Here is a 20819-nt window from a genome sequence, read left to right as displayed (position 1 = left end):
TACCGGCGAGTATGAAGCCATGAAACGTGGAGCTCCTGTCGATGACATCAACGAAGATGACCTGCTGGTCGGCAAACCCAAGAAGTCGGCCGCCGGGCTGAAGGCGGTCGAAGTTGCCCTTGAGCGCGGCTTCGCCCAGGCCGGCGTCACCCGGACCGTCCAGTCCCTGCTGCGGCTGAACCAGCGGAACGGAACGGACTGCCCCGGCTGCGCATGGCCGGAATCCCAGGGACTGCGGAAGCCCGCCGAATTCTGCGAAAACGGCGCGAAGGCCATCGCGGAGGAAAACACGCTCCGGACGGTCACCCCGGAGTTCTGGGCGGAACACTCCATCGCGGAGCTCTCGACCAAGACCGAATACTGGCTCGGCAACCAGGGCCGCATCACCCATCCCATGGTGGTCCGGAGCGGGGAAACCCACTACTCCCCCATCGCCTGGCAGGAAGCATTCGACCTCATCGGCGAGCACGTCCTGGCCAGCACCCCGGAGCGCACGGTCTTTTACACGTCCGGCCGGACCGCCAACGAGACGGCGTTCATGTACCAGCTGTTCGCCCGCTCCATCGGCACCAACAACCTGCCGGACTGCTCCAACATGTGCCACGAATCCTCCGGCACCGCCCTGAACCCGACCATCGGCATCGGCAAGGGCACCGTTTCCCTCGAGGACATCCACGAGGCCGAGCTGATCTTCGTCGTCGGGCAAAACCCCGGCACCAACCACCCCCGCATGCTGTCCGCCCTGGCTGACTGCAAGAGCAACGGAGGCAAGATCGTTGCCGTGAACCCGCTGCCGGAAGCGGGACTGTTCAACTTCAAGGACCCGCAGTCGGTCTCCGGAGTCATCGGCAACGGGTCCTCGCTTGCCGATGAGTTCCTGCAGATCAAGGTAGGCGGAGACCTTGCGCTGTTCCAGGCCCTGGGCCATCTTTTGCTTGAGGAGGAGGAACGCGTTCCCGGATCGGTGGTGGACCGCGCATTCATCGACGCAAATACAGCCGGGTTCGAGGCTTACCGTGCCGCCCGGCAGTGCATCGACTGGGAAGAGACCGAGAAGGCCACCGGACTTTCCCGCCTGCAGATCTCCACAGTGGCGCAGATGCTGGTTAATTCCAAAGCCACCATCATCTGCTGGGCGCTGGGTCTGACGCAGCAGCCGCATTCAGTGAACACCCTCAAGGAAATCATCAACCTGCTGCTGGTGCAGGGCAACTTCGGCAAGCCCGGCGCCGGCGCCTGCCCGGTCCGCGGCCACTCCAACGTTCAGGGCGACCGCACCATGGGAATCTGGGAGAAGCCCAAGGAATGGCTGCTCGCCGCCCTCGACCAGGAGTTCGGTATCACTTCCCCGCGGGGCCACGGCGTCGACTCAGTGGAAACCGTTGAGGCGTTCGAACGCGACGACGTCGATGTGTTCGTGTCCATGGGCGGAAACTTTGCGCTGGCCTGCTCGGACACCGAGATGCTGGAGGCTGCCATGCAGCGCGTCGGGCTGACTGTCCACATCTCCACCAAGCCCAACCGTTCGCATGTGGTTCATGGCCGGACGTCGCTGATCCTGCCCACCTTGGGGCGGACAGACACCGATGACAAGCACCCGGGCGGCCGCCAGATCCTTTCCGTGGAGGATTCGATGTCCTGCGTCCACTCCACGCAGGGACGCCTGAAGCCGGTCTCAGACCACCTGCTCGCGGAACCCGTCATCGTGGCGCGCATGGCCCTGGCCACCCTGGGCGACGACCACGCCGTGGACTGGAAGGCGATGGCCGATGACTACGACGTTGTCCGCGACCACATTTCCCGTGTCCTGCCCGGCTTCGAGGACTTCAACAAGCGGCTCAGGACCAGGAACGGCTTCATCCTGCCCAACCCGCCACGGGATACGCGGAGCTTCGCGACGGACATCGGCCAGGCGCGCTTCACGGTCAGCCCGCTGGAGTACCTGACCCCGCCTGAGGGGCACCTGATCCTGCAGACCATCCGCAGCCATGACCAGTACAACACCACCTTCTACGGGCTGGATGACCGTTACCGGGGCATCTCCAACGGCCGCCGGGTCATCCTGATCAACAAGGACGACGCTGCCGAGCTCGGTTTCCAGGACCGCGAACTGGTGGACGTCATCAGCACGTTCCAGGGCGAGGAGCGCCGCGCCGACAAGTTCCGGCTGGTGCACTACCCCACCCCGCGCGGGTGCGCCGCGGCCTACTTCCCGGAGGCAAACGCCCTCGTGCACCGCGGGCTCGTGGCTCGGGAGTCCAACACGCCCGGCTACAAAGCGATGACGGTCCGCTTCCTTCCGCATGAGGAGCACGCCAAGCAGCTGAGCTGACCGGGCTCCGCGCTGGAGGTTGGGGACTGGGGCGGCCGGCGGTAGCGCCGGCGGCCGCTCCGCCTGGCAGAACGGACCCGGAATCGCTAGGTGGCAACGCCCGCCTGACGCAGGGCTTCGGCCAGCGCGGTGTTCGGCGGGCTCGCCGTGGCTGCTGTTGGTGCCGGCGCGACTTTGCGCCCGCTGGCCTCCGGGCGTGGCCCCCGGCCGGCCGAGCGTGCCGCAGCGTCATCGGCCGCCCGCGCCGGGCGGCCGCCGGGCGGCCGGCCGGCGGACGGTGCCGGCTCGTCGTCGAGCCTCAAGGTCAGCGAAATCCGTTTCCGCTCCGGATCGGCTTCCAGAACCTTCACGCGGACAACCTGCCCGGACTTCACCACCTCACGGGGATCGGAGACAAAGCGGTTGGCCAGCGCCGACACATGAACCAAGCCGTCCTGGTGCACTCCCACGTCCACAAATGCGCCGAACGCGGCCACATTGGTGACGGTCCCCTCAAGCACCATGCCGGGCTTGAGGTCGGAGATCTTCTCGATGCCTTCGGAGAAGGTCGCCGCGGCAAAAGCGGGTCGGGGATCGCGGCCTGGTTTGTCCAACTCCGCCAGGATGTCCTGGACCGTGGGCAAACCAAAGGTGCCGTCAACGAAGGCGCGTGGATCAAGTGACGACGCCGGCGCCGAGCCCGCGGCCACCAGGATTTTCCGGGCAATCGGATACGCCTCGGGGTGCACGCTCGATGCGTCCAGCGGCTCTGCTCCGCCGGTGATTCGCAGGAAGCCGGCGCACTGCTCAAACGCCTTCGCACCCAGGCGGGGCACCTTCTTCAGTTCGCTGCGCTTGGCAAACGGCCCGTGTTCGTTGCGGTACGCCACAATGTTTTCGCTCAGCAAAGGTCCGACGCCGGCCACGCGGCTCAGCAGCGCGGGCGAAGCAGTGTTCACGTCAACGCCAACCGCGTTCACGCAGTCCTCGACCACCGCGTCCAGGCTGCGGTCCAGCTTCGACGCCGTGACGTCATGCTGGTACTGCCCCACGCCGATGGACTTGGGATCGATCTTCACCAATTCCGCCAGCGGATCCTGAAGCCGCCGCGCAATGGAAACCGCTCCGCGCAGGGACACATCCATGCCCGGCAGCTCCGCCGAGGCCAGCGCCGACGCGGAATACACCGACGCCCCGGCCTCGGAAACCACCAGTTTCTGCGGTTTCGTCTCCGCGGCCGGCAGCAGCTTGATCAGTTCCGCGGCAAGCTTGTCCGTCTCCCGGGACGCGGTTCCGTTGCCGATGGCCACCAGCTCCACGTTGTGCTTCCGGGCCAGCCGCACCAACGTTGCGAGGGCCTCGTCCCACTTCCGGGCAGGCGCGTGCGGGTACACGGTGTCGGTGGCCACCACTTTGCCTGTGCCGTCCACAACGGCAACTTTCACGCCGGTCCGCAGTCCCGGGTCCAGCCCAAGAGTGGCGCGGTTTCCGGCGGGTGCGGCCAGGAGCACGTCGCGGAGGTTGGCGGCGAACACCCGGACAGCCTCGTCCTCTGCGTCGGTGAACAGCCGTCCGCGGAGGTCGGCGGTCAGCCGGGCCAGCACCCGCGAGCGCCAGGCAAGCTGCGCGGTCTGGATCAGCCACGAATCGGCGGGACGGCCGCGATCGGCGACCCCGAGGCACCTGGCCACAGCGGATTCGTAACGGGAACGCGCGGCGGCCAGGGCGTCGTCGTCGTTCGGATCCGCCTCGGCGAGATCCAGCTCCAGGACGCCGTCCTTCTCACCGCGCAACAGCGCAAGCACCCGGTGCGAAGGCATCCCGGTGGGCGCCTGGGCGAACTCAAAGTAATCGGCGAACTTCTGCCCGTCGGACTCCTTGCCCTTCTTCACCCGCGACACCATCCGCCCCTGCGTCCACAGCCGCTCGCGCAGGGTTGCGGCGAGGTCCGGATCCTGCGCAACCCGCTCGACCAGGATGGAACGGGCGCCGGCGAGCGCGGCGGCCGCGTCATCAATGGAGTGTTCGGCGTTCAGGTACCTGGCAGCCTCGCGTTCCGGGTCCAGGTCGGGCCGCTTCAGCAGCACATCGGCGAGCGGCTCCAACCCGGCTTCACGGGCGATCTGGGCCTTGGTGCGGCGCTTGGACTTGAACGGAAGGTAGATGTCCTCCAGCCGGGACTTGGTGTCCGCGGCGAGGATCGCTGCCTGCAGCTCGGGGGTCAGCTGCCCCTGCGCCGCAATCACTTCGAGGATAGTACGACGGCGGTCCTCGAGTTCGCGGAGGTAGCGCAGACGCTCGTCGAGCTCGCGCAGCTGCGTGTCATCCAGCGTCCCGGTGGCTTCCTTGCGATACCGGGCGATGAACGGAACGGTGGACCCGCCGTCGAGCAGGTCCACTGCAGCCTTGACCTGCCAGGTCTTCACGCCAAGCTCGGCGGCGATCTGGGCATGGATGGCGCTGTCCGGAGTTGGGGCAGACGCGGGGGCGGACGGGACGTGCGGGAGTTGGGTCACCTGAACATTTTGCACTACGGGCCTGATGGTCTCCAGCAACGCCCGGCCGGGCAGCCGGCCGGGTATTCCGCTCCGGGCCGTGAAGTGCTGTAGTTGATATGCCGTCACAGGCAATCACTTCGAGGAAGAGGGCCACCATGCGTGAACTGCTCATCGTCTTTCAGGAAGGATTCGACGAGGCCAACATCACCGTCATGGTCAACGGCAAGGAGGTCCGCCGCGATATGGGCGTGTCCACCAACCCGCTACTGGGAGAAGCCTACGAAACGTCCGTGGAGCTGCCCGCGAAAGGGGCGCAGGTGGGAGTGGAAGTCACCAACCGCGGCCTGAAAGCCATTGCCAAAGTCAGCGGAAAGCCCAAAAGCCTGCTCGTCTCCATTCAGGACGACAAGCTGGTGATGCGCGAAGGAACGGGCCGGGAAGCATACCTTTAGTTATTTCCCTAGCAATAGTCCATTCGCTGGAGTATTCTGGTGTTTACCGCTCAGCGCTTGTGAACCTGGGCGGGCCAACGTTGAAAGATGAGCCAAAACAGCCGTCGGATGGCTAATTGGCGCGCGCTGCCGGGACAGCACACCGAGCAGCCAACGACGGCGGCACCCAAGCCGGGTGCCGCCGTCGTCGTTAAGCTCTGGCTGAGGCCAGCATTGACCGCTAAGCCGAATACGCGGGGTAGTCCGTGTAGCCTATGGAGCCGTCTGCATAAAAGGTGGACGGGTCCGGTTCGTTCAGCGGAAGGCTTTCCTTCCAGCGGCGTGCGAGGTCCGGGTTGGCAATGGCGGGGCGCCCCACCACCACAGCATCTGCATGGCCGTCGGCCACCAAGGCGGTTGCTTCCTCCCGGGTGGTCATGGTGCCGAAGCCGGAGTTCACCAGGAACGTGCCGTTGAAGCGCGCCCGGAGATCCTGGACCAGCTCACTCGTGGGCTCGTGGTGCAGGATGCTGACGTAGGCGAGGTTGAGCGGGGCAATGCTGTCCACCAGCACCTCGTAGGTGGCGCGGACATCGGCCGCATCCGTTTCGGCGATGCCCTGGACGCTGTGCTCCGGCGAGATGCGGATGCCCACGCGGCTCGAACCCACCGCAGCCACCGCGGCGTTGACCGTTTCGATCACAAAGCGGGCCCGGTTCTCCGGCGAGCCGCCGTAGCTGTCGTTGCGGACATTGGAGTTCGGGGCAAGGAATTCGTGAAGAAGGTAGCCGTTGGCCGAGTGCAGCTCCACGCCGTCGAATCCCGCTTCAATGGCGTTGATCGAGCCGGTGACGATTTCCTGCATCACGACGGGCAGCTCACCGATGGTCAGCGCGTGCGGGACGGGATACGGCTGCTTGCCGGACGGGGTGCGGACCTCGCCCTCGATGGCGACGGAACTCGGACCCACGATGGTATGACCGCCGGTGATGTCCGCATGGGAAACCCGTCCGCCGTGCATGATCTGGGCGAAGATCCGGCCGCCTTCAGCGTGCACCGCGTCGGTGACCTTCTTCCAGGCGGCAATCTGCTTCGCGGTGACTAGACCGGGCTGACCCGGGTAGGAGCGTCCGGCGGGGCTCGGGTAGATGCCTTCGCTGACGATGAGTCCCAAGGATGCGCGCTGCCGGTAGTGCTCCACGACCAAGGGACCCGGAACACCGTCCTCGCCTGAGCGGAGACGGGTCAGGGGTGCCATTACCAGGCGGTTGGGCAGTTCAAGCTCGCCAAGAGTCAAGGGGGAAAACAGCATGCGCAGTTCCTTTCGAGGTGAATTGGTACTGCTGTGCCCAACTGCGCGGCGCGTGCAAGTATTCCGATGGAGGCGGGGATCACTCTCTGCGGGGGGTGGCTTGGCTGGTTTTTGAGTTGCTAGGTTCCGGCCGCCTGCCGCCTGCTATCGGGACGATGCCACGCCCGGGCAACCTTGACCCTGCGGGTTCTGGTTGCAGTCGTCGGCGTAGTTCCTTGTGATGGACCGCCAGACGCTGATGGTCTGCGGCGGTGCGCTGAACTGGCCTTGGCCCGGTATAGGCAGCGGTGGTCCGTTGTTCACGGAATACGTGCCTTGGAAGGACGTCGTGAGGACAACCTGGAAGTCGCCAGTGTCCGCGTAGACGTGGCTTGTTCGGGTCTTCTCACCCCAGCGGTCCTGTGGCAGCGGCCCACCCATGGAAGGCTGTGGACCGAAGACGGTTCCGTCGCCGTAATTCCACTTGTACTGAACAGGCGTGGCGACAACATGCACTTTCTGCCCGAGCATCGTTACGTCGAACTGTTGCTCGGAGGCGTCGGCGTAGAAGTTCGTCTCAGCACCGCGGAGCGTGTTGGGACTGGGCTGCGCGACGACGGCTCCGGCGTTGATGGGCAGGCTCTCGAACTGCTGCTGGATCTGTTCGGCGATGCGCGGCAGGAGGTCCTCGGGCCGAGCATCGTAGAGACAAGTTGGCCCCGAATGGATTGCCCAGACGGCTCCAGGAACGCCTCTCGGCATGGAATACCAGATGACCGGGATCCCGTCTTCGCCGTCCGGCCCGTTCGTGCATTCAACCTGATCACGTAAGCACACGGAATCGAAGTCGCCCCCGCCAAGGTGGCACTGCAGTTCGTACTTGTAGTTGTTGGGATCCAAAATTGGGGCCCCGGGTGCTTGCTGAACGAAGTCATTGGCCTCGGCGTCCCACACATAACCTCCGACTCCGGCTGAGTCCGGTGTCCAAGCGCCATCAAATTCTGGATCATCGCTACCGGCACCATGAGCCGGTGATACAAAGAGCGTTACGAGCAGCCCCGCGGCAAGTAACATTCCGCGATATCCAAGCGGTCGACGGGTAGACACTGTTATCCAACGATGCTTCCGACTTCGTCCAGCCGCCACGAATCGGAGCTGTACGAAATGATCAGCAGGTTGCCTTGATCCGCACCTTGTGGGTCGGTATGCGCAACCGTCCCATCTGCGCGGACATATGACAGTGGAATCTGATGCACTTGGACGGATACCTTGTATTTCCCAGCTTCATCCCGTGAGAACGTTGTATCTACCGCGGGGGTGCTGATCTGCCCTCCGACCAGCCACCTGCCTTCGGAATGCCAAGCTCTTATCGCCTCCGCGGACTTTTGGCATGGCGCGCATGTTTGAGGTGTCAGGCTTTCATGAAGTGAAAGCTCACCCGTCTCATAGGAATAGCTAAGGACCTCGAACCAGTAGCGGGCGAACGCGATGGCCCCCTCCTTCGTCTCCGTCTTTGCGACCTCAGGCAACACCGGCACCGGCACGTTCTGAGAACGGCCGCTAGCCGAAGCGGGCACATAAGCAGGAGTCGGCGTCGGGGTCGGCGTTGCGCTTGGGCTTGCCGTCGAAGTCGGAGACGCGGACGAGGTGCCCCCAGGGTCGCCACCCGCGTTGCAACCGGTCAACAGCAAAACAGAAGCGGCAACAGCAGCAACAAAGTGCAGGCGCGAACGCCGCGAAGTAGTGGAACTGATGTGCGATGTCATGGGCAGCTAATCCCCCGATAGTTTCAAGACGCCTCGCTCCGAACAATGACCTTAAGGGTAGCCCAGGACACATTTGAGCGATGAAAGTTATCCACAGCCACCCGCCATCGGTTCTACCACCGCGAAGGACCAATAAAAAGTCACACGGATAGTCGCCCTGCCAGCCCCTTGCGCACCGGATTCCCACGCGCAACCCCTAGAATTCTTCTACCGAACGTAGAAGAATAGGCTGCATGATGTTTACGCACGCAGATGACAACCCCGTTCTGGAGCTCGACGACGAGCAGTCCTGGAAACTCCTGGAAGCTACCAGGCACGGCCGGCTGGTGGTTTCCGTTGCCGGCGAGCCGGATATATTTCCCGTCAACTACCTCACCTCGGACCGGAAAATCTACCTCCGCACCGCGCCAGGCAACAAGCTGGCGCAACTCACCATCAACTCCAGGGTGCTGCTTGAAACGGACGGCATCCTCTCGGATGAAGCGTGGTCGGTGGTGCTGCGGGGAACGGCGCGCGTCCTGACCAACTCAGCCGAACTCGCCGCCGTCGAAGAGCTCGGCCTGAAATCCTGGGTGCCGACGCTGAAGGATTTCTACGTGGAGATCGTGCCCACGTCCGTCAGCGGCCGCCATTTCGAGCTGGGCGACCAGCCGGAGCACGAAATCTAGGAGCCCGTAGGCTGGAATCATGGCGGACAGGCTCACTCCCGAGCGGCGCAGCTGGAACATGTCCCGCATCAGGGGCAAGAACACCAAGCCCGAACTGCTGGTTCGCCGCCTCCTCCATGCCAAAGGCTACCGCTACCGCTTGCACGGCACGGCCGGCAAAAGCAGCCTGCCCGGCCGCCCGGACCTGGTATTCGCCGGCCGGCGAAAGGTCATCTTCATCAACGGCTGCTTCTGGCACTTTCACGACTGCCGGGTAGGCCAGCACGCGCCCAAGGCGAATGCCGCCTTTTGGGAGGCCAAGCGCACGCGCACCAAAGACCGCGACGCCGACCAGCGCCAACAGTTAATGGCCGCCGGCTGGGAGGTGCTCACCGTGTGGGAGTGCGAGTTAAAGGACGGCTCCGCCCTCGAAGCCCACCTGGTGGAGTTCCTCGGCGCCAGCAAATAGCCCGGCAAGCCGGCGGCAGGCAAGAAACGCCAGCCGGAAGTTGAGCCAATCTTGAGCCTTTGCCGCCTCCCGAATTGATCGGCGCCCGCAAAGATGAACTCCTATGAAAAACCCGCATTCTCCTCAGGAATCCCGCAGTCATTGTCCCGAACCGCTGCATCTCCAGGGAACAGATTTACTCTGAAAGTGGCAACAAACCCAAGTCACAGCCCCTACCAGGGGCGGCAGGCGCGAGCGGAAGGGACGGAAATGGCACCATCCGATGACGCAGGGCGCCCCCTAGTAGATCCCTCCGTCCTTGACCGGCTGCGGGTCGAACTCGACGAGGACGCGGGCTATTGCAGCGTCTTCGTCGGGAACTTCATCGACTGCCTACCGCTCCGGATCGGCAAGCTGCGGCTGGCTCTGACCACCGGTGACATGGACGGTGCCGTGGACGCGATCCTTAGCCTCAAGACATCGAGCCAGATGGTGGGCGCGGAACGGCTGGCGGGCCTGGCCATGGACCTTGAACGTTCAATCCGGGAAGAGTCACCGAGTGCGGAACCTTCCGTTGCACTGCCGCAGCTTGCCGTCAACTACCTCCGGCCGATCAACCTGTGCAGCCGCCAGACCCTGCACAGGCTCCAGGCTCAGCGCCCGCCAGGCGCCAACCGGTAGCCCACGCCGCGGACCGTCTGCAGCCAGCGCGGTTGCTGCGGTGAATCACCGAGTTTCTTCCGGAGGTTGCCCATGTGCACCTCCACGGAACGTTCGTCCGCCTCGCTGATGTAACTTCCGACGTCGTAATCCTCGTCCCGGAGCCGACGCACCAAATCCGATTTGGTCCGGACCGTCCGTCCCGCCTCGAGCAGGGCATACAGGAGTTCAAATTCGGTCCGGGTCAGGTTAAGCTCCTGGCCGTCCACACTGACCGACCGTGACGCGTAACTCAGATCCAGTCCGTTGTGGCTGTAATGACCGTTTCCGCTGTCACTAACGGCGTCCGCCGGGCGGTCAGAAACGGGAGCGCTCTCCCCCGCGTCCGGAAGCGACCGGGGGCGGCGCATCATCGCCGCGATCCGCGCGCGGAGTTCCCGGGGGCGGAACGGCTTGGTGAGGTAGTCGTCGGCACCCGACTCAAGACCGATCAAAGTATCCAGTTCTTCAGCCCGAGCCGTGAGCATCACGATATAGGCATCCGAGAACTCACGGATCTGGCGGGAGACCTCGAATCCGTCAATATCCGGCAGTCCCAAATCCAGCGTTATGACGTCTGGATTCAAGGCTCTCGCAGCCTTAACCCCTTCGGAGCCGCTGCCCGCGACGGTAACGTCAAAACCTGCCTGCGTCAGTACCGTGCGTACTAACTCCCGGATATCCTGATCATCCTCGATGACCAGACCCACTCGCGCTTCACTCATACCAGCCCCCTCCGCCAGCTTGACAACGTGAGAAGTATAGCCCGCTGCCGATATCCTGCTGATATGCACTCCCCTATCCTCCCACTTCAGACCGATGTTCATGAGTGAATCCGTAACGTGGACGCCGGGGCGCCTGAAGTTTTTCCGGCGGCCCTTCCACGAATACCGGCTGACGGACAGGGTGGCCCTGAGCCAGATGCCCCTTTTCATAACCACACTGCTGGCCGCGGTCCTCGTTTCGGCGTTTTTTCCCGGAAGCATGGACAACCCGCTGTTCGTCGTGTTCCTCTTTTCCCAACTTGCCATTATGGTGCTGTGCTACGTGGTGCCATGGGACCGCCTGCCGCACACCACGTTCCTGGTGATCCCGTTGCTGGACTTCATCTCCATTGCGGTGGGCCGCGAAGGAAGCCACGAAAGCCTCATGGGAATCAGCCTGCTCGCGGTCTTCCCCGTGATCTGGCTCTGCGCCTCCGGATACTACCTCCGCGTGTCACTGTGGCTGTCCTTCATCATGCCGTTGGCGATCATCTGGACGCCACTTTTTATGCGCGGGGACGTCTCCGGACCAAACCTGGCCCGTTCGCTGCTGCTTCCTGTGATGATGCTGGGGATCGGAGTTTCTGTCGCTATGCTGACGCTCAGCCTTAGACGCCAGCAGGGCGTCCTGGAAGAGAAGGACGAGCAACTGCAAGCCAGCCTCCGCAGCACAAGGCGGCAGGAGACCTTGCTCAACTCCGTTCTTGATACCGTGCACCTGGGCGTCCTCGCCGTCGACGCCGACGGCCACGACATCCTCATGAACCGCAAACAGCGTGCCAACCACGAGCTGGCCCGGCCAAAAGACATCGAGGATCCCAACGAGTCCCAGCTGCTGGTCTTCGCCGCAGACCGTACCACCCCTGTCCCTGTGGCAGACCGCCCGGTGCGCAGGGCTGTCCTAGGCGAGACGTTCACGGACTACCTGGTCTGGCTGGGCGCAGGCAAGGAGCAGCGGGCCATCACCACCAGCGCCCGGCCCATGACGGACCCGGACGGGAAGTTCGCGGGCTCGGTGATCGTCTTCAGTGATGTGACCGACCTGGTGGACGCCCTGGCCGCCAAGGATGATTTCGTCGCCAGCGTGTCCCACGAATTCAGGACTCCCCTGACCTCCATCCTGGGCTACGTGGAACTTCTCCTGGAGGACGATCCCGGCAACGACCAACTGGAGCCGCTGAACATCATCAAGCGCAATTCAGAAAGGCTTCTCACCTTGGTGTCCGACCTCCTCGCCACCAGGAACGGGCAACTGATCGTGACCCCGCACGCCGTGGACGTCGCTGAACTGGTGCGGGCCAGCGTGTCCGCCGCGATGCCCCGGGCTGACGCCTCCCGCGTGGCGCTGAAAACCGAAATACCAGCAAGGCTGGAGGCCCATGTGGACGGCCCCCGCATCTCCCAGGTGCTGGACAATCTGGTCTCCAACGCGATCAAATACTCGCCCGACGGCGGCAACGTAGTGGTGTCGTTGGAGCACGACGACGGCCACGTCGCCTGCCGCGTCAGCGATACCGGCATGGGCATGAGCGCCGACGACCAGGCCCACGTGTTCGCCAAGTTCTTCCGGACCAGCAACGTCCGCCGGACATCTATTCCCGGCGTGGGCCTGGGCCTGCCCATCAGCAAGGCAATCGTGGAGGCCCACGGCGGAACCATCCAGGTGGAAAGCAAACTGGGCCAGGGCACCACCTTCACGTTCCGGGTGCCGGTCTAGCCTCCCGCGCGGGCAGTCCGGACAACTTCGCCCCAGGACTGCCGCGCCAGGTCCGCCACAGCTGCCAGAATGTCCGACGGCGGCAGCGACAGATCCAGCGGAAACTCAACAATGTCGATGTCAGTGTTAAGGATCCGCCGCAGTTTCATCTCGCCCGCCCCTGCATAGACCAGCCAGGCGGTGGGCACACCCAGGGCGGTGCAGTGGGCAAGCATCTGGTAGTGGTCGGCGGTCAGGGACGCGCCAAGGTCAGCGGCGGCCTTGTACTTCGCGTTGTAGGCCACTACCGGCCGGCCGCCCAAAAGGTGCACGGCGTCCGGGCGCACGGACAGCCTGTCGGAATCGTGGACAGCCTCGCTGAGGAGCGCGTTGTACTGCAACCGCATCTCCCCCGGATACGCCGCCATCGCCTCGCGGAGCGCCGTGCCCACAAAATCCTCGAACACCTGGGCCATGTCCACAACAAACGACGCCGTCTGCTGCTTCCCCTCCCCCGCCTCCGCAGAGGCATTCCGCAGGATCAACTCAGCCAGGCGCAGCACTGACTGGTAGCGGACATTCATCCGGCTCGGGGTCCACGGCGGCAGGGGCGCGCCGGCTGGAAGGCGGGTGACGGCGTCGAGCTTTCCCTTCAGCTGACGCAGGCGGCTCAGCACCTCAGGCCGGACGCGTGGAACCTGTCCCATTCGCTCCAGCGCAGCCCGCAGGATCCGGTTTTCGGCGATGTCCTCAGTGAATTCGTCGTAGGACACTTCCAGCGGCACCAGCATGCCGGGGCGCCGCGAGATCTGGTCGGAAATCCGGATGCGGCCCTTGACCGTGCGGAGGGACTCGTCAACGGTGAGGTAGCCCTGCAAGACTCCTCGTCCAAGCGCACGCTCCGCCATTTGGGCGAGGGATTCGGCCAGCGCGCTCCAGAGTTCGCGGTCCTCGGCAGCCGCCACGGAATCGGCCCGGAAGCCCTGATTACCGGCATAGCTGAGGAGGAACAGGAGCCGGCTCAGCCCCAGCCTGTCCTTGGGGCGCACATCCAGCTGTAGCGTGGCCGTGCGGACCGACCCCACCTTGCCCGCGGGCTCGATCCGGTACAAGCCCATGCCCATCGGGGACGCCTTGGCCAGCCCGCTGGCGTTCACGAAGGCCGCGCTGGCGGCATCCAGGCGTTCCACGGTGCCTTTGGACAGCTCGTCGAGGACCAGATGGCGCGCTGCCGGTGCACGGCCGCGCTGGGCTGCTCCGCCGTGCACCGCGCCACCTTGCGCGGGGGTGTGGGTTGGCTTAGCTGGTAACAAGGCGTCCCAGCAGCTGTTCCAGCCCGAACCGCTCCTCCAGCTGCGCCCGGGTCAGCTGGCCGTGGTAGTGCTCCTCCAGCAGCGGCATCAGCTCGTATTTCCAGATCCGGCGAAGCCCGGCCGGCGTCTGGGCGGCCGTCTTCATGAAGTACGACGGGCCGATCATCAGGTCCCGGTCCCACTCGTCGATGGCGGCGTTCAGCGCATCGAGCAGCAGCGCCGGTGTGGTGTCCAGGTCCCGCGCCTGCAGGAACCGCAGCAGCGACCCCTTCACGGGCTCCGTCTGCGGGTGCAGCTCGATGAACGCGAAGCGGCGTCGGATGGCGGCGTCCATCATGGCGATGGACCGGTCCGCGGTGTTCATGGTGCCGATGATGTACAGGTTGTCCGGCAGCGTAAACGGCTCGTTGGGGCTGTACTGCAGGTAGATCCGGTCATCGCGGTACTCCAGCAGGAAATAGAGCTCGCCGAACACCTTGGCCAGGTTGGCGCGGTTCATTTCGTCAATGATCAGGAAATAGGGCTTCTTTTCGTTCCCGGGCTTGGCAGCTTCCTCGGCCAGCCGCCGCAGCGGTCCCGCCACGAGCTTGAAGGACACCTGGCCCTCGTCCGTCTTGTCCGGCCGGTAGCCCTCGAAAAAGTCCTCATACGCGTACGACGGGTGGAACTGCACCAGCTTCACCCGCTCGTCCGTGCTGTCCTGGGCCAGCTCCGCCGCCAGATGCTTGGCCAGGTACGTTTTGCCCGTTCCGGGCGGCCCGTACAGGACCAGCTGGCGGTTCTCCTCCAGCAGTTCCGCGATCTCCTGCAGCGGCTCCAGGTCCATGTGCAGCGAATCCGCGAAGTCGCGGCTCAGCGGGCGGAAGCCTTCCTGCACAGGGGGCACGACGGCGGCAGGCGCGTCGGCGTCGTCGTCCTCCGGTTCCGCCTCCGCCGGGACGAGCGCCTGGAGCGCCTGCACCACCCTGGTCACGTCAACGACGATCCCCGAGGTGGCCAGCTGGCGCTGGACGTGACGGGGCAGGTCCGCGGCGGCGTGGCCGTCGTCGTCCAGCCAGCGCACCTTGCGCCGCAGCCGGCGGTTGTCGTCGTTGTGCTCGGGCTCGCCCAGCACCACGCCCAGCCGCACGGTGCCGGCGTGCTGGAACAGAACCAGGTCGCCCGGCTTCATGACGGTCAGGAAGGCAAACACCGCCGTTTTGGTGTCCTCCCGCTCCACGTAGCCCAGGTGCTTGTAGTCCTCGTCCACGGCGTGCTGCACCAGCCCAGCGGTCACGCCGGGGTCCAGGTGGCGGAGATGTTCGACGTCGAGCGTCACCTTCTCCTCGTCCTGCCACGCGGTGAGGAGTTCAGCGTTGTCGCTGTGGGTACGCAGCAGCCACGCGCGGCGCCCGGGGTCCCCGACTTTGCGCCACTGGCTGACCAGCTGGCGGGCGTACCAGTCGATGCGCTGGCCGGCCTGTTCATCCAGGTGCAGGCGGATGCGGTTAATGTCCGCGGTGATGTCCTCGTCGGAATCGCCCTTGGCCCCGCCCACCAGCGAGGCGAAGGCGTCGCGGATTTCCTGCCGCTCCACGTCCGCCACCACCGGCTCGAAGTAGCTGGGCCAGGCCAGGTACTCGATGCTGCGGCGGATGGCGGGCTGGTCCGCCGGGGTGCCCGCGGCGAGCTCGTGGAACTTCAGCGGGTCCTTCAGCGCCTTCGCGATGGCCGCGGGAACCTGCTGGTCCACATGCTGCACAAACCGGCAAAGCCACTTCAGGTGGTCCCAGATGGTCCAGTTGAATTCGGCGGTGCGGTCCCTGATCACGCCGTGGTCCGTCATGCCCTTGTAGAGTTCCTCGGGCAGCTCCAGCGGCGGCTCCAGCGCTGTCTCCAGCCAGGACGCGGCCTCCGCCACGCGGGCACGCTTGACCTTGAGCGACTTGACCTCGTGCGCCAGGGGCAGTGACTGCAGGAAGAGCAGCTCCACGGCCAGCTGCTTGGCCTCCCGGGAGGCGTCTTCGAGGTTCTGCCGGAGGTTGGTCATCATGGGCGCCTTGGCATCTGCCGCTCCCCGGTCCAGGCGCTCCAGCAGCTCTGCCGCGGCCTCCGCAGTCCAGGTCAGGGTGTTCCCGTCCAGGGCCGAGGGCTTGCCCTGCAGGCCCGGTCCCAGCACAAACCAGGCCGCGTCCTCGATCTCCTTTGAGACACCGAGGGCGCGGTGCATGGCAGTCTTGGGATTTGGGGTCATGGGTTCAAATTTACAGGCTCAAACTGGGTGCCTGCTCCGAAGACCCTGGCGGCGTGCAGATCCGAGGCCTGCTACTTAACTGCTCCGAGTCCGGCTCCGGGCCGCTTGCGCCCCAGAATGAAGTAGCCCATCGGCCCGATGAAATTGATCAGGGCGGCTACCCGCCAGGCCGCCTTTGGCCCATTGATTTGCGCCGCCGGACGCTTGGAGATGTCACGTTGGGCGGCCAGCATCAGCGCCACCTGCCCTATCCCGATGACCACGAATCCCGCCCGTGCCGCCGGTGACATCTCTTTCCAGGTCTTTTTGTTTTTCTTGGCCATGGTCAACGCTCCTTAGTGGGTATTTCCAGTTTCCGGTGTGCGCCGTGCCTGCGCAACGGGTGTGCGGGCACGGTGCCGTACGGGTCAATACGTGAACGGTTCAAAACGTGAACGGCTCAAACGGTGAACGGCGCCAGCCGCTCCTTCTGCTCCGGCGTCAGGCGAAGGACGCGGCCGGAAGCCTCGTCCACAAACGCCAGATGGCTGCTGGCCCGGACGCACTCCTCCCGGGTGACCGGGTCCTGCACTACGTAGTGGATGTCGAAGCTGGCGCCCTTCACCGCGCCGATCCACACCTGGACCACAGCCGGGACGTTGCGGTATTCCAACGTCCTGACGTAGCGGATCCTGTGGTCCACCACCAGCGCCAGGGTTCCCTCCGGAACGTCATTGAAGAGCGACACTTCCGGTTCGATGCCGGGCAGGCCGGCACCCCGGGGAGGCCCGAACGCTGCGATCCGGGCCTCCTCGAGCATCCTGACAATCTGGACGTTGTTGATGTGCCCGTAGGCGTCCATGTCACCCCAGCGCATCGGGACCAGGACCTCGATGCGCCGGGGTGATCCGGTGCCCAGCGCGCTCAGCTGTGGACCGCCGTCGAATCGTCCACAACGGTTTCTTCAACGTCGGAACCGGCGAACTGGGACATGTACAGCCGGTAGTAGGCACCCTCAGCCGCCAGCAGCGTATTGTGGTTGCCCTGCTCCACGATCTTGCCGTTCTCCATCACCAGGATGGTGTCGGCGTCGCGGATGGTGGAGAGCCGGTGCGCGATCACAAAGCTGGTGCGGTCCGTCCGCAGCGCCGCCATGGCCTTCTGGACCAGCAGCTCGGTGCGTGTATCCACGGAGCTGGTGGCCTCGTCCAGGATGAGCAGCGACGGGTTGGCCACAAATGCGCGGGCGATGGTGATCAGCTGCTTTTCACCGGCGCTGACGTTGTTGCCTTCTTCATCGATCACGGTGTCGTAGCCCTCCGGCAGGGCGCGCACAAAGCGGTCCACGAAGGTGGCCTTGGCGGCTGCCATGACCTGCTCCTCGGTGGCGTCCAGGTTGCCGTACCGGATGTTGTCGTAAATGGACCCGCCAAACAGCCACGCGTCCTGGAGTACCATGCCCACCTTGGACCGCAGCTCGGACCGGCTCAGGTGCGTGACATCCACGCCGTCCAGGGTGATGGAACCTGAGTTGAGCTCGTAGAAGCGCATCACGAGGTTCACCAGCGTGGTTTTGCCGGCCCCCGTGGGACCAACAATTGCCACGGTGTGCCCCGGTTCCGCCGTGAAGGACAGGTTTTCGATCAGCGGCCTGTCCTCGGTGTAGCTGAACGTGACGTCCTTGAACTCCACATGCCCGTCGGTCTTGGCCGGCAGGTGCTCGGTGGCGGTCTCGGAGTCCTGCTCATCGGCGTCGAGGAATTCAAAGACCCGCTCCGAGGACGCGACGCCGGACTGCAGCATGTTGGCCATGCCGGCCATCTGGCCCAGCGGCTGGGTGAACTCGCGCGAGTACTGGATGAACGCAGTGGCGTCGCCCAGGGACATCGAGCCCGAGGCTACCCGGAGGCCACCCACGACGGCGATGCCCACATAGCTGAGGTAAGAAACGAACTGCATGACCGGGAAGATCATGCCGGAGACGAACTGGGCTCCGAAGCTGGCCTTGTAGAGGGCCTCGTTCCGCTCTTCGAAGCGTTCCAGCATGTCAGCGTCACGGCCGAAGACCCGCACAAGATCGTGCCCAGAGAAGGACTCCTCGATCTGGCCGTTCAGCTCGCCCGTGTTCTTCCATTGGGCGGCGAAGAGCTTCTGGCTGCGCGAGCCGATCAGGCCGGCAGCCACACCGGACAGCGGCAGCGCAACGAGGGCGATGAGAGCGAGCTGCCAGGAGACAATGAACATCATGATGACGATGCCGATCACTGTCAGCAGCGAGCTGATCAGCTGTGCGAACGCCTGCTGCAGCGCCTGCTGGACGTTGTCGACGTCGTTCGTCACCCGGGAGAGGACGTCGCCGCGCTGGCGGGTGTCGAAGTAGTTCAGCGGGAGCCGGTTCAGCTTCTTTTCGGTGTCGTCCCGGAGCCTGCGGATCACCTTCATGACGATGCGGTTCAGCACGTAGCCCTGCAGCCAGAGGAAAATGTTGGCCACAAAGTACATCAGCAGCACGATGGCGATCAGGACTGAGAGTTTCTGGAAGTTGATCCCGGTGCCGGGAACCAGCTCCATCCGCGACACCATGTCCGCGAAGTTATCCTGCCCCTGCTGACGGAGGCCTTCCACGAACTCGTCCTTGCTGGCGCCCGCGGGCAGTTGATTGCCAACCACGCCGCCGAAGATGACGTCCATGGCCTGGCCCAGGATCTTGGGTGCGATGACATTCAGGACCACCGAGACCACCACCAGGGCCACCACGGAGTAAATCCCCACAGCCTCAGGCTTCAGGAGCCCCAGCAGGCGTTTCGCCGAGGGCCAGAAGTGCTCGGCCTTCTTGGCGGGCATACCGCCGAACATATCGCCGTCGGCTTCGGAGGGCTTGTATTCCTCCTCAAAGAAATCGTCGTCCTCCAGGAGGTCTTCGGGAGTTACGGAATCCGGGTTCGTTTCGGTGGTCGAGCTTATCGTTTCGGTGGTCGAGCCTGCCGAGACCTTCTTGGCGGCGCTCATGCCATTTCCTCCACGCTCAGCTGGGATTCAACAATTTCCTGGTAAGTGGGTGAGGTTTCCAGGAGTTCCTCATGCGTTCCGCGGTCCACGATCCGGCCGTTATCCAGGACCAGGATCTGGTCTGCGTCGGTGATGGTGGAGATCCGCTGGGCCACAATGATGACCGTGGCGTCGGCGGTGGTCTGTTTCAGCGCGGCGCGGAGCCTCGCGTCGGTTGCCACGTCCAGCGCCGAGAACGAATCGTCAAAGAGGTAGACCTTGGGTTTGGTGATCAATGCCCGGGCGATGCAGAGCCGCTGCCGATGGCCACCGGAGACGTTGGTGCCGCCCTGCGCGATGCGGGCGTTCAGCCCGTTCTTCTTCTCGCGGACAAAGTCCCCGCCCTGGGCGATCTGCAGCGCGTCCCAGAGTTCCTGGTCCGTGGCTTCGGTCTTGCCGAAGCGCAGGTTGTGCTCGATGGTGCCGGAGAAGAGGTACGGCCGCTGCGGTACGAGGGCCACGCGTTTGGTGATCTCAGCCCGGTCCAGGTTGCTGACGGAGACACCGTCCAGGAGGACTTCGCCCTCGGCGATGTCGTACAGGCGCGGCAGCAGGGCCAGCAGCGAGGTCTTGCCTGCACCGGTGGAACCGATGATGGCAACGGTCTCCCCCGGCTTGGCGGTGAAGCTGATGTTGCTCAGCACCGGCGTCTCGGCACCGGGGTAGGCAAAGGTGACGTTCCGGTATTCCACTACCCCGGCCAGCGTGGCGGGAGTCTCAGGACGTTCGGGATCGTGGATGGAGGGTTCGACGTCGAGCACTTCACCGATGCGGTCCGCGCAGACGGAGGCGCGCGGGATCATCATGGCCATAAACGTGCCCATCATGACGGCGATCAGGATCTGGAGCAGATACTGCAGGAACGCGGTCAGGGCGCCCACCTGCATCTCGCCCGAATCCACGCGCTGGCCGCCGAACCACAGCACCGCGGCCGTGGACAGGTGCAGGATCATGCCGATGGCCGGGAACATCAGGACAAACAGGGCCCCGATTTTCAGGGAGACGTCGGTCAGGTCCTTGTTGGCAACGCCGAAACGCTCGGTTTCATAGGGTTCGCGGACAAAGGCGCGGACTACGCGGATGCCGATGATCTGCTCGCGAAGGACCGCGTTGATGCGGTCGATCTTCTTCTGCATGGAACGGAAAAGGGGCATGAGCCGGACCACCAGGTAGCCCACCACTACGATCAGCACGGGCACGGAGACCCAGACCAGCCATGACAGGCTGATGTCCTCGCGCAGCGCCATGATGATGCCGCCGATGCACATGATGGGGGTGGCCACCATGAAGTTCAGTCCCATCAGCACCAGCATCTGGACCTGCTGGACGTCGTTGGTGCCGCGGGTGATGAGGGTGGGGGCGCCGAACGTGTTCACGTCCTTGGCGGAGAAACTGGTGACCTTGCGGAACACCCCGCGGCGCAGATCGCGGCCCACGGCCATAGCCGTTTTGGAGCCGTAGTAGACGCCGGCGATGGCAGTGCCCACCTGGACAATGGCCACCAGCAGCATCACGGACCCGGTCCGCCAAATGAAATCCGTATCCCCGCGGGAAACGCCTTCGTCGATGATCTGGGCATTAAGGCTGGGAAGGTAGAGCGCTGCGATGGTGGACGCCAGTTGGAACACGACAACGGCCACGATGTATGGCCTATACGGTTTGGAGTAGCGCCGTATGAGGGTGAGGAGCATGCCC

General features: G+C 64.4%; 17 protein-coding genes. 6 read left to right on the top strand and 11 right to left on the bottom strand.

Features of this window, described 5'->3' with window-relative positions; all coding sequences use genetic code 11:
* Window positions 1-19: 19 nt before the first annotated feature.
* Entirely contained in the window at window positions 20-2332 is a 2313-nt protein-coding gene (locus ACVWY0_RS07140) for an FdhF/YdeP family oxidoreductase (RefSeq protein ID WP_485836069.1), read from the top strand.
* Window positions 2333-2418: 86 nt separating this feature from the next.
* Here the strand turns inward: ACVWY0_RS07140 and ACVWY0_RS07135 are convergent, their stop codons facing one another.
* Window positions 2419-4827 carry a Tex family protein gene (locus tag ACVWY0_RS07135; RefSeq protein WP_485836068.1) on the bottom strand — a complete coding sequence of 803 codons (2409 nt, stop codon included), beginning with the start codon at window positions 4825-4827 and terminating at the stop codon, window positions 2419-2421.
* 137 nt (window positions 4828-4964) lie between these two features.
* Between ACVWY0_RS07135 and ACVWY0_RS07130 the strand changes: the two genes are divergently transcribed.
* Window positions 4965-5261 (top strand): hypothetical protein, encoded by a 297-nt coding sequence (locus tag ACVWY0_RS07130; RefSeq protein ID WP_111908639.1) that lies wholly within the window; start codon window positions 4965-4967, stop codon window positions 5259-5261.
* A gap of 220 nt (window positions 5262-5481) precedes the next feature.
* Here the strand turns inward: ACVWY0_RS07130 and ACVWY0_RS07125 are convergent, their stop codons facing one another.
* From ACVWY0_RS07125 to ACVWY0_RS07115, 3 genes are all read right to left on the bottom strand, one after another.
* The gene (locus ACVWY0_RS07125) at window positions 5482-6552 is read right to left on the bottom strand and encodes an alkene reductase (RefSeq protein ID WP_485836067.1); all 1071 of its coding nucleotides are present in this window, start codon (window positions 6550-6552) and stop codon (window positions 5482-5484) included.
* Window positions 6553-6696: 144 nt separating this feature from the next.
* Entirely contained in the window at window positions 6697-7431 is a 735-nt protein-coding gene (locus tag ACVWY0_RS07120) for a PKD domain-containing protein (RefSeq protein WP_485836066.1), read from the bottom strand.
* A gap of 209 nt (window positions 7432-7640) precedes the next feature.
* The gene (locus tag ACVWY0_RS07115; RefSeq protein WP_485836065.1) at window positions 7641-8297 is read right to left on the bottom strand and encodes a DUF6318 family protein; all 657 of its coding nucleotides are present in this window, start codon (window positions 8295-8297) and stop codon (window positions 7641-7643) included.
* A 233-nt stretch (window positions 8298-8530) separates the two neighbouring features.
* On the opposite strand from ACVWY0_RS07115, the gene ACVWY0_RS07110 reads away from it, so the two are divergent.
* The 3 genes from ACVWY0_RS07110 to ACVWY0_RS07100 all read left to right on the top strand — a co-directional run bounded on the left by ACVWY0_RS07110 (window position 8531) and on the right by ACVWY0_RS07100 (window position 10073).
* Window positions 8531-8965, top strand: coding sequence for a pyridoxamine 5'-phosphate oxidase family protein (locus ACVWY0_RS07110; protein WP_485836064.1), 435 nt, complete (start codon window positions 8531-8533; stop codon window positions 8963-8965).
* 19 nt (window positions 8966-8984) lie between these two features.
* Complete coding sequence (locus tag ACVWY0_RS07105) at window positions 8985-9413, top strand: very short patch repair endonuclease (RefSeq protein WP_485836063.1); 429 nt, start codon at window positions 8985-8987, stop codon at window positions 9411-9413.
* Window positions 9414-9662: 249 nt separating this feature from the next.
* The gene (locus tag ACVWY0_RS07100; protein ID WP_485836062.1) at window positions 9663-10073 is read left to right on the top strand and encodes an Hpt domain-containing protein; all 411 of its coding nucleotides are present in this window, start codon (window positions 9663-9665) and stop codon (window positions 10071-10073) included.
* Here ACVWY0_RS07100 and ACVWY0_RS07095 read toward each other — a convergent pair.
* Window positions 10046-10816 (bottom strand): response regulator transcription factor, encoded by a 771-nt coding sequence (locus ACVWY0_RS07095; protein WP_485836061.1) that lies wholly within the window; start codon window positions 10814-10816, stop codon window positions 10046-10048. The genes ACVWY0_RS07100 and ACVWY0_RS07095 overlap by 28 nt on opposite strands.
* Window positions 10817-10916: 100 nt before the next feature.
* Between ACVWY0_RS07095 and ACVWY0_RS07090 the strand changes: the two genes are divergently transcribed.
* Window positions 10917-12572, top strand: coding sequence for an ATP-binding protein (locus ACVWY0_RS07090; RefSeq protein ID WP_485836060.1), 1656 nt, complete (start codon window positions 10917-10919; stop codon window positions 12570-12572).
* Here the strand turns inward: ACVWY0_RS07090 and ACVWY0_RS07085 are convergent.
* The 6 genes from ACVWY0_RS07085 to ACVWY0_RS07060 all read right to left on the bottom strand — a co-directional run bounded on the left by ACVWY0_RS07085 (window position 12569) and on the right by ACVWY0_RS07060 (window position 20815).
* Window positions 12569-13819, bottom strand: coding sequence for a 5-methylcytosine restriction system specificity protein McrC (locus ACVWY0_RS07085; RefSeq protein ID WP_485836059.1), 1251 nt, complete (start codon window positions 13817-13819; stop codon window positions 12569-12571). The genes ACVWY0_RS07090 and ACVWY0_RS07085 overlap by 4 nt on opposite strands.
* 31 nt (window positions 13820-13850) lie before the next feature.
* Window positions 13851-16097 (bottom strand): McrB family protein, encoded by a 2247-nt coding sequence (locus ACVWY0_RS07080; RefSeq protein ID WP_485836058.1) that lies wholly within the window; start codon window positions 16095-16097, stop codon window positions 13851-13853.
* 71 nt (window positions 16098-16168) lie between these two features.
* Window positions 16169-16420 (bottom strand): PLDc N-terminal domain-containing protein, encoded by a 252-nt coding sequence (locus ACVWY0_RS07075; RefSeq protein ID WP_141139620.1) that lies wholly within the window; start codon window positions 16418-16420, stop codon window positions 16169-16171.
* 116 nt (window positions 16421-16536) lie between these two features.
* Window positions 16537-16953, bottom strand: coding sequence for an acyl-CoA thioesterase (locus tag ACVWY0_RS07070; protein ID WP_252563883.1), 417 nt, complete (start codon window positions 16951-16953; stop codon window positions 16537-16539).
* Between the two features lie 47 nt (window positions 16954-17000).
* Entirely contained in the window at window positions 17001-19085 is a 2085-nt protein-coding gene (locus ACVWY0_RS07065) for an ABC transporter ATP-binding protein (RefSeq protein ID WP_485836057.1), read from the bottom strand.
* Window positions 19082-20815, bottom strand: coding sequence for an ABC transporter ATP-binding protein (locus tag ACVWY0_RS07060; RefSeq protein ID WP_485836056.1), 1734 nt, complete (start codon window positions 20813-20815; stop codon window positions 19082-19084). Before ACVWY0_RS07060 ends, ACVWY0_RS07065 begins: the two co-directional genes overlap by 4 nt.
* Window positions 20816-20819 lie beyond the last annotated feature (4 nt).

It is taken from the genome of Arthrobacter sp. UYNi723 (genome assembly GCF_054057635.1).
This window is presented reverse-complemented; position numbering and strand designations above follow the sequence as displayed.